The following is a 17,563-nucleotide window of genomic DNA, read 5'->3' as shown; positions in this document are numbered from 1 at the left end:
CATCATGCGCATCGCATTCCTGACCGCACCCGAGGGTGTCGAGCAGATCGAGCTCACCGATCCGTGGCAGGCGGCGAAGGACGCGGGCCACGAACCCGTGCTGGTGTCGACCAAGTCCGGCCGTATCCAGGCCTTCGACCACCTCGACAAGGCGGACACGTTCCCCGTGGACGAGGTGGTGGGCGAGACCTCGGCCGCCTCCTTCGGCGCTCTGGTCCTGCCGGGCGGGGTGGCCAACCCCGACTTCCTGCGCATGGACGAGAAGGCCGTCGCGTTCGTACGGGACTTCTTCGACCAGGGCCGGCCCGTCGCCGCGATCTGCCACGCCCCGTGGACGCTGGTCGAGGCGGACGTCGTGCGGGGCCGTGAGCTGACCTCCTGGCCGAGCCTCAAGACGGACATCCGCAATGCCGGCGGCACCTGGGTCGACGAACAGGTGAAGATCGACGACAATGGCGCCGGAAAGCTGGTCACCAGCCGCAAGCCGGACGACCTGAAGGCGTTCTGCGACGCCTTCCTGCATGTGTTCGCCGAGGGGGCCGGCTGATGGGCTCCCCCGCCGACCGGAAGCAGCAACAGCGCGCCTCCTTCCACGCGGACGATCCGGCGGGCGGGCCGCTCACCACCGACCAGGGCGTCGAGGTCGACCACACCGACGACTCGCTGGCCGCGGGCGAGCGCGGTCCGACGCTGATGGAGGACTTCCACTTCCGGGAGAAGCTGACCCACTTCGACCACGAACGCATCCCGGAGCGGGTGGTGCACGCGCGGGGGGGCGGGCGCGTACGGCTACTTCGAACCGTACGAGTCCTGCGCCGAGTTCACTCGCGCGGCCTTTCTGCAGGACCCCTCCGTGCAGACACCGGTCTTCGTGCGGTTCTCGACGGTGCAGGGGCCGCGCGGCTCGGCGGACACCGTGCGGGACGTGCGCGGCTTCGCGACCAAGTTCTACACGTCGGAGGGGAACTACGACCTGGTCGGGAACAACTTCCCGGTCTTCTTCATCCAGGACGGCATCAAGTTCCCCGACTTCGTGCACGCGGTGAAGCCGGAACCGCACAACGACATCCCGACGGGCGCCTCCGCGCACGACACGCTCTGGGACTTCGTGTCGCTGCAGCCCGAGACGCTGCACGCGATCATGTGGCTGATGTCGGACCGGGCGATCCCGCGCAGCTACCGCATGATGCAGGGCTTCGGCGTGCACACCTTCCGGTTCGTGAACGCCGACGGGCGCGGCACGTTCGTGAAGTTCCACTGGAAGCCGAAGCTGGGCGTGCACTCCCTGGTGTGGGACGAGGCACAGGAGTGCCAGGGCCGCGACCCCGACTTCAACCGGCGCGACCTGTGGGACGCGATCGAGGCGGGCGAGTACCCGGAGTGGGAGCTCGGCGTCCAACTCGTCCCGGAGGAGGACGAGTTCGCCTTCGCCTTCGATCTGCTGGACGCCACGAAGCTCATCCCGGAGGAGCAGGTGCCGGTCCGGCCGATCGGCCGGATGGTCCTCAACCGCAACCCGGAGAACTTCTTCGCGGAGACCGAGCAGGTCGCCTTCCACACCGGCAACGTGGTCCCCGGCATCGACTTCACCAACGACCCGCTGCTGCAGGCCCGCAACTTCTCCTACCTGGACACGCAGTTGATCCGCCTGGGCGGCCCCAACTTCGCGCAGATCCCGGTCAACCGTCCGGTGGCGCCCGTGCGCACCAACCAGCGCGACGGCTACCACCAGGGCGCGATCCACCGGGGCACGAACTACTTCCCGAACTCCCTCGGTGGCGGCTGCCCCGCCCACGCCGGGGCGGACGCGAACGCCTACACGCACTATGCGGAACGTGTCGACGGCGCCAAGATCCGCAAGCGCAGCGAGAGCTTCAAGGACCACTACAGCCAGCCCGCGATGTTCTTCCACAGCATGACGGACTGGGAGAAGCAGCACATCGTGGCGGCGTTCCGGTTCGAACTCGGCAAGGTCGGCGCGATGACCGTCCGGGCCCGGACGGTCGAGGAACTGGCCAAGGTGGACGGCGGGTTGGCGCGCGAGGTGGCGCGCGGCATCGGTGTGCCGGAGCCGGACGGCGCCGAACCGGGGACGTACAAACTCGCCTCGCCCGCGCTCAGCCTCGAGTCGCTGCGCGGCGACGGCTCGATCCGCACCCGGCAGATCGCGGTCCTCGTCACCGACGGCGTGGACGCCGAGCAGGTCACCTCCGTACGGGAGGCGCTGGCCGCCGGGGGTGCGATCGTCGAGGCGCTGGCGCCGACGGACGGCACGGTCAGGGGCGCCGACGGCGAGTCGTACGCGGTCGACCGTGCGCTGCCGACCGTCGCCTCCGTGCTGTACGACGCGGTGCTGCTGCCCGGCGGGCAGGACGGCGCCCCGGCGGCGGTGAAGGACCCGGACGCGCTGCGCTTCGTGCGGGACGCCTACCGGCACGGCAAGCCGGTGGGCGCACTCGGCTCGGGCGTGGGCGTCCTGTCCGCCCTGGAACCCGAGGGCCTGCGGCTGTCCACCGGGGACCGGGGCGCGGTGTCCGACCGGGGCGTGGTGACGGACACGTCACCGGGCACACCGGACACCGAGTTCGTACAGGCGTTCATCGACGCGATAGCGGCGCACCGGCATGGGGACCGGCCACCGGTACGCCACTGAGGAAGCGCCGTGATTCAGGGAGTCGCCGACTCCCCGCACCGGCGGTCCCGTGCGCCTTCACGGGTGCGGCCCGCGGCCACCATGCGCCGCGGGTTGCGGCGCAGGTACTCGCCCTCCAGCTGGGCCATGCGATCGTTGTGGGCCCGCAGCGCGTCCGTCGAGCCGTACAGCAGCGTGTCGTGGCGCGTGCGGTGGATCGTCTCCAGCTCCTTCATGAGCTGCTGGTCGTCCAGCCGGCTGGGGTCGACTCCGGTCATGGTGGCACCCCGCTCGTCGTGTTCGTCCATGCGGTCCGGGTACCCGCCCGGTGAACACCAGTCCCAAGCGGCATCCGGGAGGGAACCATGGATCTCGCTTTCCTGCATCCACTCTACGAACATCCGGGCCCCTGGGCCTCCGTGTACGTCGACACGTCCCGGCATACGGAGGACACGCCCCACGAACGACATCTGACGGCCGTGGCGCTGGCCCGCGACCTCGATCGGCAGGGGGCGGACCAGGCGACGTGCCAGGCCGTCCAGGAGGCACTCGACGAGCTTCAGCACTCCTCCGAGCCCCACGGGCGAGCCCTGTTCGCGCGCGCCGGCGAGGTGGTGCTGGACCCGCCGCTGGCCCGGCCCCCGCAGCCGGACAGCGCGCACTGGGCGCCGCTTCCGCACACCTCGCCCCTGCTGGAACTGGCGGGCGAGGACCCGGCCTGCGTGGTGGCGTACATCGACCGCAAGGGCGCGGACTTCGAGCTGCGCACCTCGCTGGGCGGGCAGGAGGCCGGCACGGTCAGCGGGCGGCAGTGGCCGGTCCACCGTACGAGCACGGGTGACTGGTCGGTGCGGCACTTCCAGCTGAAGGTGGAGAACACCTGGGAGCACAACGCGGCCGAGATCGCCGACGCGCTCGTCGTCTGCCAGGAGGAGACCCGCGCCGACCTGCTGGTTCTCGTGGGTGAGGAGCGGGAGAAGCGGGCGGTGCACGACCGGCTGCCCCGGCGGCTGCAGGACATGGTCGTCGAGGCCCCGCACGGGGCCGGCAGCAGGCTGCTCGACGAGGATGTCGAGCAGGCCCGCGCGGAGCACGTACGGCAGCGGGCCGAACGGGAGCTGGAACGGTTCCTGGCGGCTCGCGAACCGGGCCCCGAGGGGCGCTCCGGGGCCGTGGAGGGCGTGCCCGCGCTGGTCGAGGCGGCCCGCGAGCACCGCATCGAAGAGCTGCTGATCCGTCCCGACGGCCCCGACGCGCACCGCGAGGTGTGGATCGGTGAGGACCCCGACCAGCTGGCGGTCCGCCGCACGGACCTGAAGATCCTCGGCAAACAGCGCTCCTGGCCGGCCCGCGCGGACGACGCCCTGATCCGCTCGGCGGTGACGACGGGCGCCCCGGCCCTGTCGGTGGCCCCAGCGGCGGAGGCGACGGGGGGCCAGATCCCGGCGGGCGGCCTGGGTGCGCTGCTGCGCTGGACGTGAGTTCACCGCGCGTCTGGGGGCTACCGCCCCCCAGACCCCCGTTCGGCCCTGAAAGGGCCTCGTCCTCAAACGCCGGACGGGCTGGTTGATGCCTATCGAACCCGCTCCACACGCCGCTCGTCCCACACCGGCTCGGCGGTCTCGCGGACGCGCCCGTCGCTGCCGAACACCAGATACCGGTCGAAGGACCGGGCGAACCAGCGGTCGTGCGTGACCGAAAGCACCGTACCGTCGAAGGCCTCCAGCCCCTCCTGGAGCGCCTCGGCGGACTCCAGGTCCAGGTTGTCGGTCGGCTCGTCCAGCAGCAGAGCCGTGACGCCCTCCAGCTCGAGCAGCAGGATCTGGAACCGGGCCTGCTGGCCGCCGGAGAGCCGGTCGAAGGTCTGCTCCGCCTGGTTCGTGAGCTCGTAGCGGCGCAGGCGGGACATCGCCGCGCCCCGGTCCTGGGAGTGTTCCTGCCACAGGATGTCCAGCAGCTTGCGGCCCTGGAGCTCGGGATGGGCGTGGGTCTGGGCGAAGTGCCCGGGCACGACCCGCGCGCCGAGCTTCCACTCCCCCGTGTGCGCCACCTCGTCGCCGGCCAGCAGCCGCAGGAAGTGCGACTTGCCGGAGCCGTTGGAGCCGAGGACGGCGACCCGCTCGCCGTAGAAGACCTCCAGGTCGAAGGGCTTCATCAGACCGGTCAGCTCAAGTCCCTTGCAGGTGACGGCCCTCACCCCGGTGCGGCCGCCCTTGAGGCGCATCGTGATGTCCTGCTCACGCGGCGGCTCCGGGGGCGGGCCCGCCTCCTCGAACTTGCGCAGGCGCGTCTGCGCGGCCTGGTAGCGGGACGACAACTCATGGCTGATGGAGGCCGCCTGACGGAGGCTCAGCACCAGCTTCTTCAGCTGTGCGTGCTTCTCGTCCCAGCGGCGGCGCAGCTCCTCGAAGCGGGCGAAGCGTTCACGCCGGGCGTCGTGGTAGGTGGCGAAGCCGCCGCCGTGCACCCAGGCGTCGGCGCCCGCGGGCGAGGGCTCCACCGACACGATCTTCTCCGCGGCGCGGGCGAGGAGCTCACGGTCGTGGGAGACGAAGAGGACCGTCTTGCGGGTCTCCTTCAGCCGCTCCTCCAGCCAGCGCTTGCCGGGCACGTCGAGGTAGTTGTCGGGCTCGTCGAGCAGCAGCACCTCGTCCGTGCCACGCAGCAGCGCCTCCAGGACGAGCCGCTTCTGCTCACCGCCGGACAGCGTGCGCACCTGCCGGAACTGCGCCTTCTCGTACGGCACCCCGAGCGCGGCCGTGGTGCACATGTCCCACAGCGTCTCCGCCTCGTACCCGCGCGCCTCCGCCCAGTCGGCGAGGGCCTGCGCGTACTGCAGCTGGGCCGCCTCGTCGTCCACGGTCATGATGGCGTGCTCGGCCTTGTCGACGGCCTGCGCGGCCTCGCGGATCCGGGGTGGCGCCACGGACACCAGCAGGTCCCGTACGGTCGTCTCGTCCCGTACGGACCCCACGAACTGCCGCATCACGCCGAGACCGCCGCTGACGGTGACGGTGCCGCCGTGCGGTTTCAGCTCGCCGGAGATCAGCCGCAGCAGAGTCGTCTTGCCGGCGCCGTTCGGTCCGACGAGGGCGACGACGGCCCCTTCGCCCACCCGGAAGGACACATCGCCGAGCAGCGCCCTCCCGTCGGGGAGGTAGTACTCGAGGTGTGCGGCTTCCAGATGTCCCATGAGGAGGCATTCTGCGGGCCGGGCCGGGGGTCGGGCAAACGCTTATGCGGTCTGTGCGGTCTCGTCGAGGGGACGGCCCGCGGGTCCGCCCTCGCCTGCCGGGGCCACCAGGGCACCCGCCCACGACAGGGCCTTCCAGCCGTCGCCGGGCGAGCCCTCCAGGATCACCACGCCGGTGTTCTCGAGGGGGCGGGCGGCGGCGAAGGGAACGTCCACGTTGTCGGCGCGGGCCGCGGTCCACATGCGGATCGCCGCGCCGTGGCTGACCATGGCGACCGTCGCGGCGCCGCTGCGTGCGGCCTCGGCGACGACGGCGTCGTAGCGGGCGAGCGCCTCGGCGCCGCTCTCGCCGCCGGGCATCCGCAGCTCGGTGTCGCCGGCCGCCCACGCGAACACCGTCTTCATGTAGAGCGCACCGTGCTCGGTGTCGCCGGGCAGCATCTCCAGGTCGCCCGCGGTGAGCTCGCGGATGCCGTCCCTCACCAGGACGTCGAGGCCGCGGGCGGCGGCCAGCGGGGCGGCGGTGAGCTGCGTACGCACCAGCGTGGAGGCGTACAGGGCCTCGATGTCCTCGTCGGCGAGCGCCTCGGGGAGGGCGGCGGCCTGCTGCTCGCCGAGCGCGGTCAGCCCCGGACCCGGGACGGCGGTGTCGAGCAGGAGATCGACGTTCGAGGGGGTCTGACCGTGGCGTATGAGGAGCAGACGCATACAGGGCCCTCCGGGTGTCGATCACCGCCCGTGGGACAAGGAACGGGCACTTCAGGGTACCCGGCACTTCATGAGCCCTGACGTCGACCTCACCGTCCCGAAGCCCGGCCCGCACCTGCTGCGCAGCCGGCTGCTCGCCCTCGACTGCCGTCTCTTCGAGTTCGCGGCCGAGCGGAACTGGCCGGCCGCCGAGCGCGTGCTGCCCCGGCTGAGCCGGAGCGCGAACCACGGTGTGCTGTGGTTCGCGGCGGCCGCCGCGATGGCGGCGAGCCGTACCCCGCGGGCCCGCCGGGCCGCCGCGCGCGGTCTCGCCTCGCTCAGCCTGGCCTCCCTGACCATCAACACCCTCGGCAAGCGCTCGGTGCGCCGCCCGCGGCCGGTGCTGGATCCGGTGCCGCTGGTGCGGCAGCTGAAGCGCCAGCCGATCACCACCTCGTTCCCGTCCGGGCACTCCGCGTCGGCGGCCGCTTTCGCGACCGGTGTCGCACTGGAGTCGCCGGCCTGGGGTGCGGCGGTGGCCCCCATCGCCTGGTCCGTGGCGCTCTCCCGCGTCTACACCGGGGTGCACTTCCCGAGCGACGTGCTCGCGGGAGCCGTCCTGGGCGCGGGCGCCGCCTACGCCGTACGGGGCCTGGTGCCGACCCGCGCCCAGCTCGTCCCGCCGGCCCGGCCCCGCGCCGAGGTCCCGGCACTGCCGGACGGCGAGGGCCTGGTCGTGGTGGCGAACAACGGCTCGGGCACCGCCGACCGGGTACGCGCCCTGCGGGACAGCCTGCCGGCCGCCGAGGTCGTCGAGTGCCAACCGGGAGATCTGCGGGCCGAGTTGGAGAAGGCCGCGACCCGCGCCCGGGTGCTCGGCGTGTGCGGCGGCGACGGCACCGTCAACGCGGCCGCCGAGGTCGCCCTGCACCACGGCCTGCCGCTCGCGGTGCTGCCCGGCGGCACCCTGAACCACTTCGCCTACGACCTGGGGGTCGAGGACGTCCGCGATCTGAGCCGGGCCGTCCAGCAGGGCGAGGGGGTGCGCGTGGACGTCGGCCGGTTCGTCTGCGGCAGCCGGCAGGGCATCTTCCTCAACACCTTCAGCCTGGGGGTGTACCCGGAGCTGGTGCGGGTGCGGGACCGCTGGTCGGGGCGGATCGGCGGCTGGCCGGCCGGGGTGCTCGCGGCCCTGCGCGTCCTGCGCACGGGCCGGCATCCGCTGGAGGCCGAGTTCGGCGGCCAGGTACGCCCGCTGTGGCTGCTGTTCGTCGGCAACGGCACCTACCACCGGATGGGCCTGGCGCCCGGCCGCCGGCTCGATCTCGCGGACGGGCAGCTCGACGTACGGGTGGTGCACGGCGGCCGCCGTCCCGCGCTGCGGCTGCTCGCGGCCGCCCTGGCGGGCCCGCTGACCCGCTCCCCCGTCCACGCGGCGGTCCAGGTGGGCCGTCTGCACCTGGAGGGCGTCGCCCCCGGCACGCTCCTCGCCCACGACGGCGAAGTCACCGAGGCGGAGGGTGAGGTGACGCTGGAGAAGCTCCCCGAGGCGCTCACGGTGTACCGCCCCCTCGCCGGTGACTGACACTCCATCAGTCCACATTGCAAAACGCGGGTCTCATCATTCGACATGCGGACGTACGGTGACCGGTACCGGCAAGCCGTCGAACAGGGGAGTTCAGCCATGTCGAAGCCGCACGAGACCGCCGTCTACACGCACGGGCACCACGAGTCGGTGCTGCGCTCCCACACCTGGCGGACCGCCGCCAACTCCGCGGCCTATCTGCTCGGTTCGCTGAAGCCCCACATGAAGATCCTGGACATCGGCTGCGGCCCGGGGACCATCACCGCCGACCTGGCGGCGCTGGTCCCCGACGGACACGTCACCGGCGTCGACCACGCGCCGGGGATCCTGGACCAGGCCCGGGCCACGGCCGCCGAACGGGGTCTGACGAACGTCGACTTCGCGGTCGCGGACGTGCACGGCCTGGACCACGCCGACGACACGTTCTGCGTGGTCCACGCGCACCAGGTGCTGCAGCACGTCGGCGACCCGGTGCAGGCGCTGCGCGAGATGGTGCGGGTGACGAAACCGGGCGGGATCATCGCCGTCCGCGACTCGGACTACGCGGCCATGACCTGGTATCCCGCCTCCCAGGGGATGGACGACTGGTCGGACCTGTACCGCCGGGTGGCGCGCGCCAACGGCGGCGAGCCGGACGCGGGGCGGCGGCTGAAGTCCTGGGCGCTGAAGGCGGGCCTGAGCGACGTCACCGCCACCTCCAGCACGTGGACATTCTCCACAGAGCAGGAGCGGGCCTGGTGGAGCGGGCTGTGGGCGGACCGGACCCTCGCTTCCGCCTATGCCGAGCGGGCCACCGAGGGCGGGCACGCCACCACCGAGCAGCTGCGGGCCGTATCGGAGGCCTGGCGGGAGTGGGGCACCCAGGAGGACGGCTGGTTCAGTGTGCTGCACGGAGAGATTTTGTGCCGAAAAGGCGCCTGAATCTCCATTTCTGGGATACCCGGAGAACAGGAGGTTCGAATTATGGTTGCTGTTCTGCTCGTACTGCTTCTCGCGCTGATTCTTTTCGGCGCGGGATTCGCACTGAAGATACTGTGGTGGTTTGCGCTGGCGGTTATCGTGCTGTGGCTGCTGGGATTCCTGGTGCGCGGCACAACAGCGGCCGGGGGCAGGGGCCGCTGGTACCGCTGGTAGTCAGCTCCTGGGAAGCAACGGCCCGAGCGGCCCGAGGTCCAGATTCAGGTCCTCGGGCCGCAGTCCGTAGCGCTCACGCAGCTCGGTCATACGGTCGTCCAGCAGCATGAGCGTGAGCCCGATCCGCTCCTCCTGCTCCTCGCTGAGGTCCCCGGTGTCGAAGCGGCGCAGCGCCTGGCGCTCCATGAGCTGGCGCAGCAGCTCGACCACGGTCAGCACCAGCTTGACGAGGTCGCGCTCGACGGTGTCGGGTTCCAGGTCCAGACGGTTGCGGTTGCGGGTCATGTGAGTTCCCCCCAAGGTGACGGAACCTGCTCGTTGACCGAGCTGATCAGCGCGTTCAGGTCGATGCGCACCAGGTCGACGTCCGCGATGCGCAGGGTGATGTCCCCCGTGATGACGACCCCGCCGGCGAGCAGCCGGTCCAGCAGGTCCACCAGGGCGATCTCACGACGTTCGACAACCGTCACGACTCTTCCCCCGTAAAGGAATAGGCGGCCCATGGGCCGGTGAGTTCGACTCGTATCGCCGGACTGTTCAGCTTCGTCTCGTCCTTGCTCTGGTCCACCAGCTCCACGAATTCCTCGGAATCACGGCGGGACACCAGATAGGCGGCGTTGAGGACATTCCGGCCGGAGACTCCGGACAGGGCGGGATTCTGCGGAGCATGCAATCGGGAATCATCGGCGTAAGCGGAAAGCGCCGCGTGCAGGTGCTCGGCGAACTCCTCGGTCTGCTTCCACATGTCCTCGTCCGCCCGCACCCGCATACGCCGCTGACGCAGATAGTCCCGGCCCGACACCGCCTTCTGCGGGGGTGCGGCGCTTTCCTCGGGCTCGATTTCGGCATACACCTTGACGCCCCATTCCACCCGCCCCTCCAGCCGGTCGAGGGTGCGCCGGAAGTCGTCCTCGCGCGCCTCCATCATCACGCGGACACCGCTGTCGTCCCGGAAGACGGTCGCGAGCCGCAGCGGCAGCGGAGTGGTGACGACCGTGAGCGCGTCGATCACGCTCTGATGGGCCCGCGCCGTCTCCGTCAGCCAGTCCAGGTCCTCCAGACGCCTGCGGAGCGGCTCCTCCGCGAAGTCCCGCTCCGGCACATGACTGACCACGGCGATCAGGCCGTGGTGGGTGAGCACTCTGGGCGGATCACCCGCCACACCTTTCAGCTGGGACTGCAACGGGGCGCCGAAGGGACGGCAGACGGCGTAGACGTACCGCAGTCCGGTCATGGGGCCTCCTCCTCTTCGCGCACTGCACGACCCTCTTCCAGTCGGCCGTTCTCCAGCTGGGCGAGTCGCTCGCGCAGCTCGGCGTTCTCCCGTGCGAGTTCCTTGCGGCGGGCACCGGAGGACAACGCGGGGTCGTCCTCCCACCAGTCGATGCCCATCTCCTTCGCCTTGTCCACCGAGGCCACGATCAGGCGGAGCTTGACGGTGAGGAGTTCGATGTCGAGCAGGTTGATGCGGATGTCACCGGCGATCACGATGCCCTTGTCGAGGACGCGTTCCAGGATGTCGGCAAGGTTGGCGCCCGAACCCTGTCCGTAGGGTTCGGGCAGGCGGCCGGCCATGCTCATCGACGGCTCCCACCGTGGGCGTACTCGGGCTCAGGCTCTTCCTCGGGCTCAGGCTCTTCCTCGCCCTCCTCCTCGTACTCGTCCTCGTACTCGCCCTCGGGCTCCTCGCCGTCCTCTTCCTCTTCCTCGGGCTCCTCTTCCTCTTCTTCTTCCTCCGCCTTGGGCTCCTCTTCTTCCTCGTACTCGCCGTTCTCCTCGTCGCCCTCGTACTCCTCCTCGCCCTGCTCTTCCTCCTCCTCGGCCACCGCGTCCTCGTGGCTGCGGACGACCTCGCCGTCGCGGATCTCGCCGCGCCAGCTGTCCTCCGCCTCTCCCTTGAGAGTGATGAAGCGGACGAAGTTCTTGAGGTCGAGGCGGGCCCGGCGGCCCTGGGCACGCCAGATGTTGCCGGTCTTCTCGAACAGGCCCGACGGGTAGTACTCCATGAGCAGCACAATGCGGGTGAGGCTGTCGTCGAGCCGGTGGAAGGAGACGACGCCCTTCGCGGTGCCCTTGGCGCCCTCCGAGGTCCAGGCGATCCGGTCGTCCGGCACCTGCTCGGTGGTCTTCGCCTTCCAGCTGCGGTTGGACCAGAAGACCTTGAGCTGCCAGTCAGACTGGGTGTCGTCGCTGCGGTTGGCGCTCTTCACGCCCTTCGCGAAGGTGCTGAAGTCCTGGTACTGGGTCCACTGGTCGTAGGCCGTGCGCAGCGGCACGCCCACGTCGACGTACTCGAGGATGACGATGGGCTTCTTGCCCGCGCTCTTCTTGCGCTTGCCCTTGCCTCCGCCGCCGAGGCCCTTGAAGGCCGACACGACGTTGTCCTTGGCGCGGGTGGCGCCGAGCTCCAGCGCGGAGCGCAGGGGCCCCTTGCCCTCGGCCAGCTTGCGGCCGCCGTCGAGGGCGAGCTTGGCCAAGCCGGGGCTTTTCCCCTCGGCGATGTCGTTGAGCTTGCCGGTGGTCTCGCCGAGTTTGCGGCCCACTCCGACCAGCATGCGCTGGGCCTGCGCGGAGAGGTACTCCTGCAGTTCGGCCTTCAGCCGGTCGGCGGCCTCGCTGTGGGCCAGGCCGGTCAGCTGTCCGGTCACCCCATTAGCGCTTTGCTTCGCGGATCCGAGCGTGTCGGTCATCACTCACCGCCTCCCTTCGGCAGGCGGGCCCGAGTTCCGCGGGCCCCGCCCCTGGCGGCGGTCGTCTTGCGGCCTGCCGTCTTCTTGGCGGAGGTCTTCTTGGCCGCCGTCTGCTTCGTCGCGGCCTTCTTGGCCGGCGCCGTCTTCGCGGGAGCCTTCCTCGGAGCCGTCTTCTTGGCGGTCTTCTTGACCGGGGCCTTCTTGGCGGTCTTCCGCGCCGGGCCGCCCTCGTCCTCGTCGTCCGCAGACTCGTCCTCGGCCTCGGGCTCGTCGTCCTCCGACTGCTCGGCTTCGGGCTCCTCGTTCTCCTCTTCCTCCGGCTCCTCGTCCTCGTACTCCTCCTGCGGCTCCTCCCCCTCACTCTCCTCCGGCTCCTCCTCGTCGTCACCTCCGACGAGATCCGTCGCCTGCCCCGTCACGCCCGAGAGCTGGTCGCGGACCTCGCTGGTGCGTCCGTGCAGGCGGTCGGCGAGGGAGCCCATCTGCCGCTCGACCATGGCGCCCGAGGCCGCCTTGCCGACGCCGCGCAGGTCCTCGCGCAGCTGGTCGCCGATCTCCTTGAACTGCGGATTGTTCTGCATCTGCTGGGACACCAGGTCCGCGATCGCCCGCGGGCTCAGATGCATCCGCTTGCCGGCCACCATGCTGCCGATGGCAAACGCCAGTTTCGCCTTCTTCGTACGTCCGAGGACGTATCCGGCCCCTATCGCGAGGCCAAGTCCCACTCGGTTCATGGTGTCGTCCAGATTCCTGTGTCCGTGCCACCGCGCTGGCCGAATTCCAGCCGGTCCAGAAGCTCGTCCTCCTGTCGGTCGAACTCCTCCTCGTCGATCTCACCGGCCTCCAACTGCTCCTCCAGCTTGCCGAGTTCGGCCCTGACGGTGGCCGGGTCGTAGTAGATCCGTTCCGCCTCGTGCAGCACCTGTTCGATCACCCATCCGCTCCCGCGCACCGGGGCGAAGGGCAACAGGACCAGCTCCTTGATCAGTCCCACGGGGTCACTCCTGGGCGATTCCCGGGCCCGCGGTGCTGCCCGCGTGCTCGGCGGGACCGGGCTCGACGAAGCTGTACGGCGGCAGCGGGCCGTTGACGCGCAGCTCGATGTGCGGATGGCTCTTGCGGATCTGCTCCACCTCGGCCAGGAACGACTCGGCGGAGTCGCGGTCCACGAGGAAGGAGACGTTGAGCAGCCACCCCGTGGACTCCGGGCCGGCGCTCACGGCGGCGGCTGCCGGTTCCAGGGTGCTCTGCAGCTCGGCCGCGTCCTCCGCCTCCCGGGCCTTGACCGCGGCCACGACCATCTCGCCGAGCCGGAGCCGCTGCTCGTAACTGCCGCCGCCCGCCTTCCGGTTGGCCTCGCTCATGGCGCGGATCTCCGGGTTCTCGGACATCACGCGGTGCAGGACGGCGTCTTCCTGGTGCGTGGCCTTGACGTTGTACTCGACCTTGCCGTCGAGGGCGCGAAGGCGTTCCTTGTAGTGGTCGGCACGATCGGACAGGACGCTGGTGACCGTGTCGTCGTCCGGGGCCGCGCTGCCGAACCGCATGGGCAGCACGACGCCGCCCGAGCCGGCCTCGGCGAGGATGTTCTGGTGTGCGAGCAGATCCTTGCGCTTGGGTCGCAGCCCCTCGGGAGCGTCGCTCACGACGGCCGCAAGGTCGCCCGCCTTCAGAATGCGCACCGGGCGGGGCGGATCGCCGACCCCGGCCAGGTCCTCGGGGAGCGCGGGGTGCGAGCTCGCCGTGATGCCGTACACATATGTGCTCACTCCTGCTCCTCCTTCCTGCGCGAGGACGTGGCCTTGCGGGCACGCGGGCGGGACTCGGTCTCGCGCTCGCGGCCCTCACCACGTGCCTGCTGGAAGGCGTCGGAGATGGTCTCCGCCGCTCCGGAGAGCGCGCCCTTGGACTTGCCGCGCGCACCGGACTCGGTCACCTCGCCGACCAGGTCGGGAAGACCCGGATCCTTGCGCGGTCCTGCCTCCAGGTCGAGGCGGTTGCACGCCTCGGCGAAGCGCAGGTAAGTGTCGACGCTGGCCACGACGACCCGTACGTCGATCTTCAGGATCTCGATGCCGACCAGGGAGACCCGTACGAACGCGTCGATGACCAGCCCCCTGTCGAGGATGAGCTCCAGAACGTCGTAAAGGCCACTGCTGCCGCCCCCTCCGCCGGTCTGCTGTGCCGGGACAACGGTCATTCCGACCGCACCTCCTTGTCTGTGAACTGGTAAATGGATGCGTGTTCCAAGCAGACGGCCTACCGGGCGCCGTGCCCGTGCGGATCGGACCGCCCGCGTTCGTAACGGCGAACGCGCCGGTAGCCGGTGAGCTGCCCCTCGGTGTCGAGCTCGACCTGGTAGCTGGCCAGCAGGCTCATCGTGTCGGGCACCCTTTCGAGCTCCACGACCTCGACCTCCAGCGACCAGCCGTCCTCCGTCCGTTCGAAGGCCGAGGCGCCCTCGACGGCCATGCCGGTGAGCTCCGCAAGCTGCGCACACGCATTGCGCAGCACCTCCATGGGGCTCAGCTTCTTGTCCGCCACGCTGTTTTCCTTGTCTGTGCTCCGCCGCGAGTCGGAGTTCCGTGAACTTTGTGACTCTTGCGTGTTTCTTGTGTTCGACATGGCCTCCTCCGGGTGGCCCCATGACCACAGGCCAAACCTTTACGAGCCACGCAACGCGTCGAGCCTGCGCCGCGCCGGTCCCAGGGCGCGGCCGCGGCTCATGATCCCGGCCCAGGGATCGGTGCGGGCCTGCTCGACGGCGTCGGCGATGGTCCAGCGGCGGGCGGTCAGGTCCGGGTCGTCCAACTGCTCCCAGGTGATGGGGGTGGCCACGGGGGCGCCGGGGCGGGGGCGGACGGTGAGGGGCGCGACCGCGGTCTGCGCGTAGGCGTTGCGGCCCACGTCGAGGTAGAGGCGGTCGCCGCGCTCCTTCTTGCGTGCGGCGGTGGTGAGCCGGTCGGGGTGGGCCCCGGCGAGGGTGTCGGCGACGTCGCGGGCGAACTCGCGGACCTCGTCGAAGTCGTGCCGGCCGTTCAGCGGCACGACCACGTGCAGTCCGCGCGAGCCGGTGGTCATCAGGGCCGAGGGGAGCTCCAGCTCGTCGAGGAGTTCTCCGAGCAGCGCGGCCGCCTCGCGCACCGCCGCGAAGTCGTCACCGGTCGGGTCCAGGTCGAAGACCATCCGGTCGGGCCGATCCAGGTGACCGACCCGGGACAGCCAGCGGTGCAGGGTGAGGCCGGCCTGGTCGGCGAGGTAGAGGAGGGTGGCAGAGTCGTCGCACACGGTGTGGCAGACGGTGCCGCCCTCCTTGGGCACCTCGATGCGGCTGATCCACTCCGGATAGTTGTCAGGGGTGTTCTTCTGCATGAAATGCGGGCCGTCCAGGCCGTCCGGATGCCGTTCCAGCATCAGCGGGCGGCCGCGCAGATGGGGCAGCATGAGCGGGGCGGCGGACCGGTAGTAGTCGACGAGATCGCCCTTCGTGTACTCCTTCGCGCGGCCGGCACCGTTGCCGGGGAAGAGCACCTTGTCGGCCCGGTGGACCTCCACGGTGCGGCGCACGGTGCGTACGTCGTCGCTCACCGCACGACCGCCTCCTCCACCAGCAGTTTCGCGGCCGCCGCGATCGACTCGGCGTCGATGCCCGCGGCGTGCAGCTGCTGGTCCGGGGCGGCCGAGCCCGGCATCGCACGGACGGCCAGGCGCACCAGGCGCGGTACCGGCCGCCCGTCGAGGAAGGCGTCCAGGACGGCGTCGCCGAGGCCGCCCTCCTCGTGGTGGTCCTCCACGGTGACCAGGCAGCCGGTGTCCTCGGCGGCGCGGCGCAGCGTGCGCCGGTCGACGGGCTTGACCGAGTAGAGGTCGATGACACGGGCCTGGATGCCGTCCCGCTCCAGCGCGTCGGCGGCGGCCAGCGCCTCGGCCACGGTGACGCCGGCCGCAACGAGGGTCAGCCGGTCGTGCGGGGAGGAGCGCAGCACCTTGCTGCCGCCGATGGGGAACTCCTCGTCGGGGCCGTAGATCACCTGGCTCGCCCCGCGCGAAGTACGCAGATACCGGATGCCCTCCAAGCCCGCCATCGCGGCGACGAGCTGCGCGGTCTGGTTGGCGTCGCACGGATAGAGAACGGTCGAGCCGTGCACCGCCCGCATCATCGCCAGGTCCTCCAGGCCCATCTGGGACGGGCCGTCCTGGCCGATGGCGACGCCGGCGTGCGAGCCGACGAGGTTGATGCCGGCGCCGCTGACGGAGGCCATGCGTATGAAGTCGTAGGCGCGGGTCAGGAAGGCCGCGAAGGTGCCCGCGTACGGCACCCAGCCGCGGGACGCGAGGCCCACCGCCGTGGCGACCATCTGCTGTTCCGCGATGTAGCACTCGAAGTACCGGTCGGGGTGTTCCTTGGCGAATGGCTCGGTCCGGGTGGAGTCGCCGACCTCGCCGTCGAGGGCCACGATGTCGCTGCGGCCGGTGCCGAGGGCGGTGAGCGCCTGCCCGTAGGCGTCGCGGGTGGCGACCCCCTCCTCGGGGGTCCCCTTCTCCCAGCGGGGCAGTTCGAGGTGCCCGGCGCGCACGGCGTGCAGCATGCGGGTGGCGGTCGGCTCGTGGACATGCACCCTCAGGTCACGGAGGCCGCCGAGTTCGGCGATGGCCTCGTCGGCGTCCTTGAGGGGCTTGCCGTGCAGTCCCTCGCGGTCCTCGGCGGAGCTGACTCCCTTGCCCTTGAGGGTGCGGGCGAGGATCACGGTCGGCTGCCCGGTGGTGGAGAGCGCCTCGCCGTACGCGCGGTCGACGGCATCGACGTCGTGCCCGTCGACCTCGATGGTGTGCCAGCCGAACGCCTGGAAGCGGCGGGCGTAGGCGTCGAGGTCGTGCCCGTGCCGGGTCGGGCCCCGCTGTCCCAGCCGGTTCACGTCGACGATCGCGGTGAGGTTGTCCAGATGCTCGTACGCCGCATGCTCGGCGGCCTCCCAGATCGACCCCTCGGCCAGCTCGCTGTCCCCGCACAGCGCCCACACCCGGTACCCGCCCCGCTCCAGCCGCTTGCCGGCCAGGGCGATGCCGACGGCGACGGGCAGCCCCTGGCCGAGCGACCCGGTGGCCGTCTCGACCCACGGCAGCCTGCGTGGCGTCGGATGCCCCTCGAGGCGGCTGCCCAGCTTGCGGAAGGTGAGCAGCTCTCCGTCCTCGATGGCGCCGGCCGCCTTGTAGGCGGCGTAGAGGAGGGGCGAGGCGTGCCCCTTGGAGAGCACGAAACGGTCGTTGCCGGGGTGGGCGGGCCGGTCGAAGTCGTAGCGGAAGTGGTGCGCGAACAGTACGGCCATCAGTTCCGCGGCGGACATCGAGGACGTCGGGTGCCCGGACCCCGCGGCGTCGGCTGCACGCACGCTGTCCACCCGCAACTGCTGGGCGAGTTCGACGAGTTCGTCGGTGTTCATGAGTCTCCTTCCGCGGGGGTGTCGTTACGTCGCTTCACGGGACCAGGAGCTTCGGCCGTCCCCCCACCGGCCTGCCCCCCAGCCGACTCGGAGCCCACCTGCCCCTTGGCAGGCTCACCGCCCCGCTGGTTCTTGGCAGGCTCACCGCCCCGCTGGTTCTTGGCAGGCTCACCGCCCCGCTGGTTCTTGGCAGGCTCACCG

Annotated in this window: 20 protein-coding genes and 1 pseudogene; 6 read left to right on the top strand and 15 right to left on the bottom strand. The window is 70.8% G+C overall.

What is annotated here, in order from left to right:
• Positions 1-4 precede the first annotated feature (4 nt).
• Together ACWC1K_RS12945 and ACWC1K_RS12940 are read left to right on the top strand one after the other, a co-directional pair.
• Positions 5-547: a type 1 glutamine amidotransferase domain-containing protein gene (locus tag ACWC1K_RS12945; RefSeq protein ID WP_450693807.1), complete on the top strand. Its 543-nt coding sequence runs from the start codon at positions 5-7 to the stop codon at positions 545-547.
• Positions 547-2,653: pseudogene (locus tag ACWC1K_RS12940) on the top strand (catalase). The gene ACWC1K_RS12945 and the pseudogene ACWC1K_RS12940 overlap by 1 nt, the downstream one beginning before the upstream one ends.
• 14 nt (positions 2,654-2,667) lie before the next feature.
• Here ACWC1K_RS12940 and ACWC1K_RS12935 read toward each other — a convergent pair.
• Positions 2,668-2,940 (bottom strand): DUF6158 family protein, encoded by a 273-nt coding sequence (locus ACWC1K_RS12935; RefSeq protein WP_115910185.1) that lies wholly within the window; start codon positions 2,938-2,940, stop codon positions 2,668-2,670.
• Between the two features lie 57 nt (positions 2,941-2,997).
• Here ACWC1K_RS12935 and ACWC1K_RS12930 point away from each other — a divergent pair, with 57 nt between their 5' ends.
• The gene (locus tag ACWC1K_RS12930) at positions 2,998-4,113 is read left to right on the top strand and encodes a baeRF2 domain-containing protein (protein WP_450830886.1); all 1,116 of its coding nucleotides are present in this window, start codon (positions 2,998-3,000) and stop codon (positions 4,111-4,113) included.
• Positions 4,114-4,205: 92 nt separating this feature from the next.
• Here the strand turns inward: ACWC1K_RS12930 and ACWC1K_RS12925 are convergent, their stop codons facing one another.
• Both ACWC1K_RS12925 and ACWC1K_RS12920 read right to left on the bottom strand, forming a co-directional pair.
• Positions 4,206-5,825: an ABC-F family ATP-binding cassette domain-containing protein gene (locus ACWC1K_RS12925; protein WP_450830884.1), complete on the bottom strand. Its 1,620-nt coding sequence runs from the start codon at positions 5,823-5,825 to the stop codon at positions 4,206-4,208.
• 42 nt (positions 5,826-5,867) lie between these two features.
• Entirely contained in the window at positions 5,868-6,533 is a 666-nt protein-coding gene (locus ACWC1K_RS12920; protein WP_450830882.1) for a histidine phosphatase family protein, read from the bottom strand.
• A gap of 70 nt (positions 6,534-6,603) precedes the next feature.
• Between ACWC1K_RS12920 and ACWC1K_RS12915 the strand changes: the two genes are divergently transcribed.
• From ACWC1K_RS12915 to ACWC1K_RS12905, 3 genes are all read left to right on the top strand, one after another.
• Positions 6,604-8,097, top strand: a complete 1,494-nt coding sequence (locus ACWC1K_RS12915) for a phosphatase PAP2 family protein (protein WP_450830880.1) — start codon at positions 6,604-6,606, stop codon at positions 8,095-8,097.
• Between the two features lie 99 nt (positions 8,098-8,196).
• Positions 8,197-9,018 (top strand): class I SAM-dependent methyltransferase, encoded by an 822-nt coding sequence (locus ACWC1K_RS12910; protein ID WP_450830878.1) that lies wholly within the window; start codon positions 8,197-8,199, stop codon positions 9,016-9,018.
• Positions 9,019-9,060: 42 nt separating this feature from the next.
• Positions 9,061-9,231 (top strand): hydrophobic protein, encoded by a 171-nt coding sequence (locus ACWC1K_RS12905; protein ID WP_450830876.1) that lies wholly within the window; start codon positions 9,061-9,063, stop codon positions 9,229-9,231.
• Here the strand turns inward: ACWC1K_RS12905 and ACWC1K_RS12900 are convergent, their stop codons facing one another.
• Genes ACWC1K_RS12900 through ACWC1K_RS12845 form a run of 12 tightly spaced genes read right to left on the bottom strand, consistent with a single transcriptional unit; the run spans position 9,232 to position 17,362 of the window.
• Entirely contained in the window at positions 9,232-9,516 is a 285-nt protein-coding gene (locus ACWC1K_RS12900; protein WP_450830875.1) for a gas vesicle protein K, read from the bottom strand.
• Positions 9,513-9,701 (bottom strand): gas vesicle protein, encoded by a 189-nt coding sequence (locus tag ACWC1K_RS12895; protein WP_030936857.1) that lies wholly within the window; start codon positions 9,699-9,701, stop codon positions 9,513-9,515. The genes ACWC1K_RS12900 and ACWC1K_RS12895 overlap by 4 nt, the downstream gene beginning before the upstream one ends.
• Complete coding sequence (locus tag ACWC1K_RS12890; RefSeq protein WP_450830873.1) at positions 9,698-10,465, bottom strand: GvpL/GvpF family gas vesicle protein; 768 nt, start codon at positions 10,463-10,465, stop codon at positions 9,698-9,700. Before ACWC1K_RS12890 ends, ACWC1K_RS12895 begins: the two co-directional genes overlap by 4 nt.
• Entirely contained in the window at positions 10,462-10,812 is a 351-nt protein-coding gene (locus ACWC1K_RS12885) for a gas vesicle protein (RefSeq protein WP_450830871.1), read from the bottom strand. The genes ACWC1K_RS12890 and ACWC1K_RS12885 overlap by 4 nt, the downstream gene beginning before the upstream one ends.
• Entirely contained in the window at positions 10,809-11,921 is a 1,113-nt protein-coding gene (locus tag ACWC1K_RS12880; RefSeq protein WP_450830869.1) for an SRPBCC family protein, read from the bottom strand. The genes ACWC1K_RS12885 and ACWC1K_RS12880 overlap by 4 nt, the downstream gene beginning before the upstream one ends.
• On the bottom strand, positions 11,921-12,655 hold the full coding sequence (locus tag ACWC1K_RS12875) for a DNA primase (RefSeq protein ID WP_450830867.1): 735 nt from the start codon (positions 12,653-12,655) through the stop codon (positions 11,921-11,923). Before ACWC1K_RS12875 ends, ACWC1K_RS12880 begins: the two co-directional genes overlap by 1 nt.
• On the bottom strand, positions 12,652-12,915 hold the full coding sequence (locus tag ACWC1K_RS12870; protein ID WP_450830866.1) for a gas vesicle protein GvpG: 264 nt from the start codon (positions 12,913-12,915) through the stop codon (positions 12,652-12,654). The genes ACWC1K_RS12875 and ACWC1K_RS12870 overlap by 4 nt, the downstream gene beginning before the upstream one ends.
• 4 nt (positions 12,916-12,919) lie before the next feature.
• Positions 12,920-13,690 carry a GvpL/GvpF family gas vesicle protein gene (locus ACWC1K_RS12865; protein WP_450830864.1) on the bottom strand — a complete coding sequence of 257 codons (771 nt, stop codon included), beginning with the start codon at positions 13,688-13,690 and terminating at the stop codon, positions 12,920-12,922.
• Positions 13,687-14,121, bottom strand: a complete 435-nt coding sequence (locus tag ACWC1K_RS12860) for a gas vesicle structural protein GvpA (RefSeq protein WP_450830862.1) — start codon at positions 14,119-14,121, stop codon at positions 13,687-13,689. The genes ACWC1K_RS12865 and ACWC1K_RS12860 overlap by 4 nt, the downstream gene beginning before the upstream one ends.
• A 59-nt stretch (positions 14,122-14,180) precedes the next feature.
• Positions 14,181-14,546 carry a gas vesicle protein GvpO gene (gene gvpO, locus ACWC1K_RS12855; RefSeq protein WP_450830860.1) on the bottom strand — a complete coding sequence of 122 codons (366 nt, stop codon included), beginning with the start codon at positions 14,544-14,546 and terminating at the stop codon, positions 14,181-14,183.
• 39 nt (positions 14,547-14,585) lie between these two features.
• The gene (gene ligD / locus ACWC1K_RS12850; RefSeq protein ID WP_450830858.1) at positions 14,586-15,509 is read right to left on the bottom strand and encodes a non-homologous end-joining DNA ligase; all 924 of its coding nucleotides are present in this window, start codon (positions 15,507-15,509) and stop codon (positions 14,586-14,588) included.
• The gene (locus tag ACWC1K_RS12845; protein ID WP_450830856.1) at positions 15,506-17,362 is read right to left on the bottom strand and encodes a transketolase; all 1,857 of its coding nucleotides are present in this window, start codon (positions 17,360-17,362) and stop codon (positions 15,506-15,508) included. Before ACWC1K_RS12845 ends, ligD begins: the two co-directional genes overlap by 4 nt.
• Positions 17,363-17,563: the final 201 nt, after the last annotated feature.

This window comes from Streptomyces sp. NPDC001492, assembly GCF_053597275.1.
Note: the sequence above shows the minus strand (reverse complement) of the source record. Positions and strands in the feature narration are given on the sequence as shown.

Excerpts from the sequence above, each read along its gene's own strand:
- ACWC1K_RS12945 (WP_450693807.1), top strand. The coding sequence starts at position 5 with ATGCGCATCGCATTCCTGACCGCACCCGAGGGTGTCGAGCAGATCGAG.
- ACWC1K_RS12935 (WP_115910185.1), bottom strand. The coding sequence starts at position 2,940 with ATGGACGAACACGACGAGCGGGGTGCCACCATGACCGGAGTCGACCCC.
- ACWC1K_RS12930 (WP_450830886.1), top strand. The coding sequence starts at position 2,998 with ATGGATCTCGCTTTCCTGCATCCACTCTACGAACATCCGGGCCCCTGG.
- ACWC1K_RS12925 (WP_450830884.1), bottom strand. The coding sequence starts at position 5,825 with ATGGGACATCTGGAAGCCGCACACCTCGAGTACTACCTCCCCGACGGG.
- ACWC1K_RS12920 (WP_450830882.1), bottom strand. The coding sequence starts at position 6,533 with ATGCGTCTGCTCCTCATACGCCACGGTCAGACCCCCTCGAACGTCGAT.
- ACWC1K_RS12915 (WP_450830880.1), top strand. The coding sequence starts at position 6,604 with ATGAGCCCTGACGTCGACCTCACCGTCCCGAAGCCCGGCCCGCACCTG.
- ACWC1K_RS12910 (WP_450830878.1), top strand. The coding sequence starts at position 8,197 with ATGTCGAAGCCGCACGAGACCGCCGTCTACACGCACGGGCACCACGAG.
- ACWC1K_RS12905 (WP_450830876.1), top strand. The coding sequence starts at position 9,061 with ATGGTTGCTGTTCTGCTCGTACTGCTTCTCGCGCTGATTCTTTTCGGC.
- ACWC1K_RS12900 (WP_450830875.1), bottom strand. The coding sequence starts at position 9,516 with ATGACCCGCAACCGCAACCGTCTGGACCTGGAACCCGACACCGTCGAG.
- ACWC1K_RS12890 (WP_450830873.1), bottom strand. The coding sequence starts at position 10,465 with ATGACCGGACTGCGGTACGTCTACGCCGTCTGCCGTCCCTTCGGCGCC.
- ACWC1K_RS12885 (WP_450830871.1), bottom strand. The coding sequence starts at position 10,812 with ATGAGCATGGCCGGCCGCCTGCCCGAACCCTACGGACAGGGTTCGGGC.
- ACWC1K_RS12880 (WP_450830869.1), bottom strand. The coding sequence starts at position 11,921 with ATGACCGACACGCTCGGATCCGCGAAGCAAAGCGCTAATGGGGTGACC.
- ACWC1K_RS12875 (WP_450830867.1), bottom strand. The coding sequence starts at position 12,655 with ATGAACCGAGTGGGACTTGGCCTCGCGATAGGGGCCGGATACGTCCTC.
- ACWC1K_RS12860 (WP_450830862.1), bottom strand. The coding sequence starts at position 14,121 with ATGACCGTTGTCCCGGCACAGCAGACCGGCGGAGGGGGCGGCAGCAGT.
- gvpO (WP_450830860.1), bottom strand. The coding sequence starts at position 14,546 with ATGTCGAACACAAGAAACACGCAAGAGTCACAAAGTTCACGGAACTCC.
- ACWC1K_RS12845 (WP_450830856.1), bottom strand. The coding sequence starts at position 17,362 with ATGAACACCGACGAACTCGTCGAACTCGCCCAGCAGTTGCGGGTGGAC.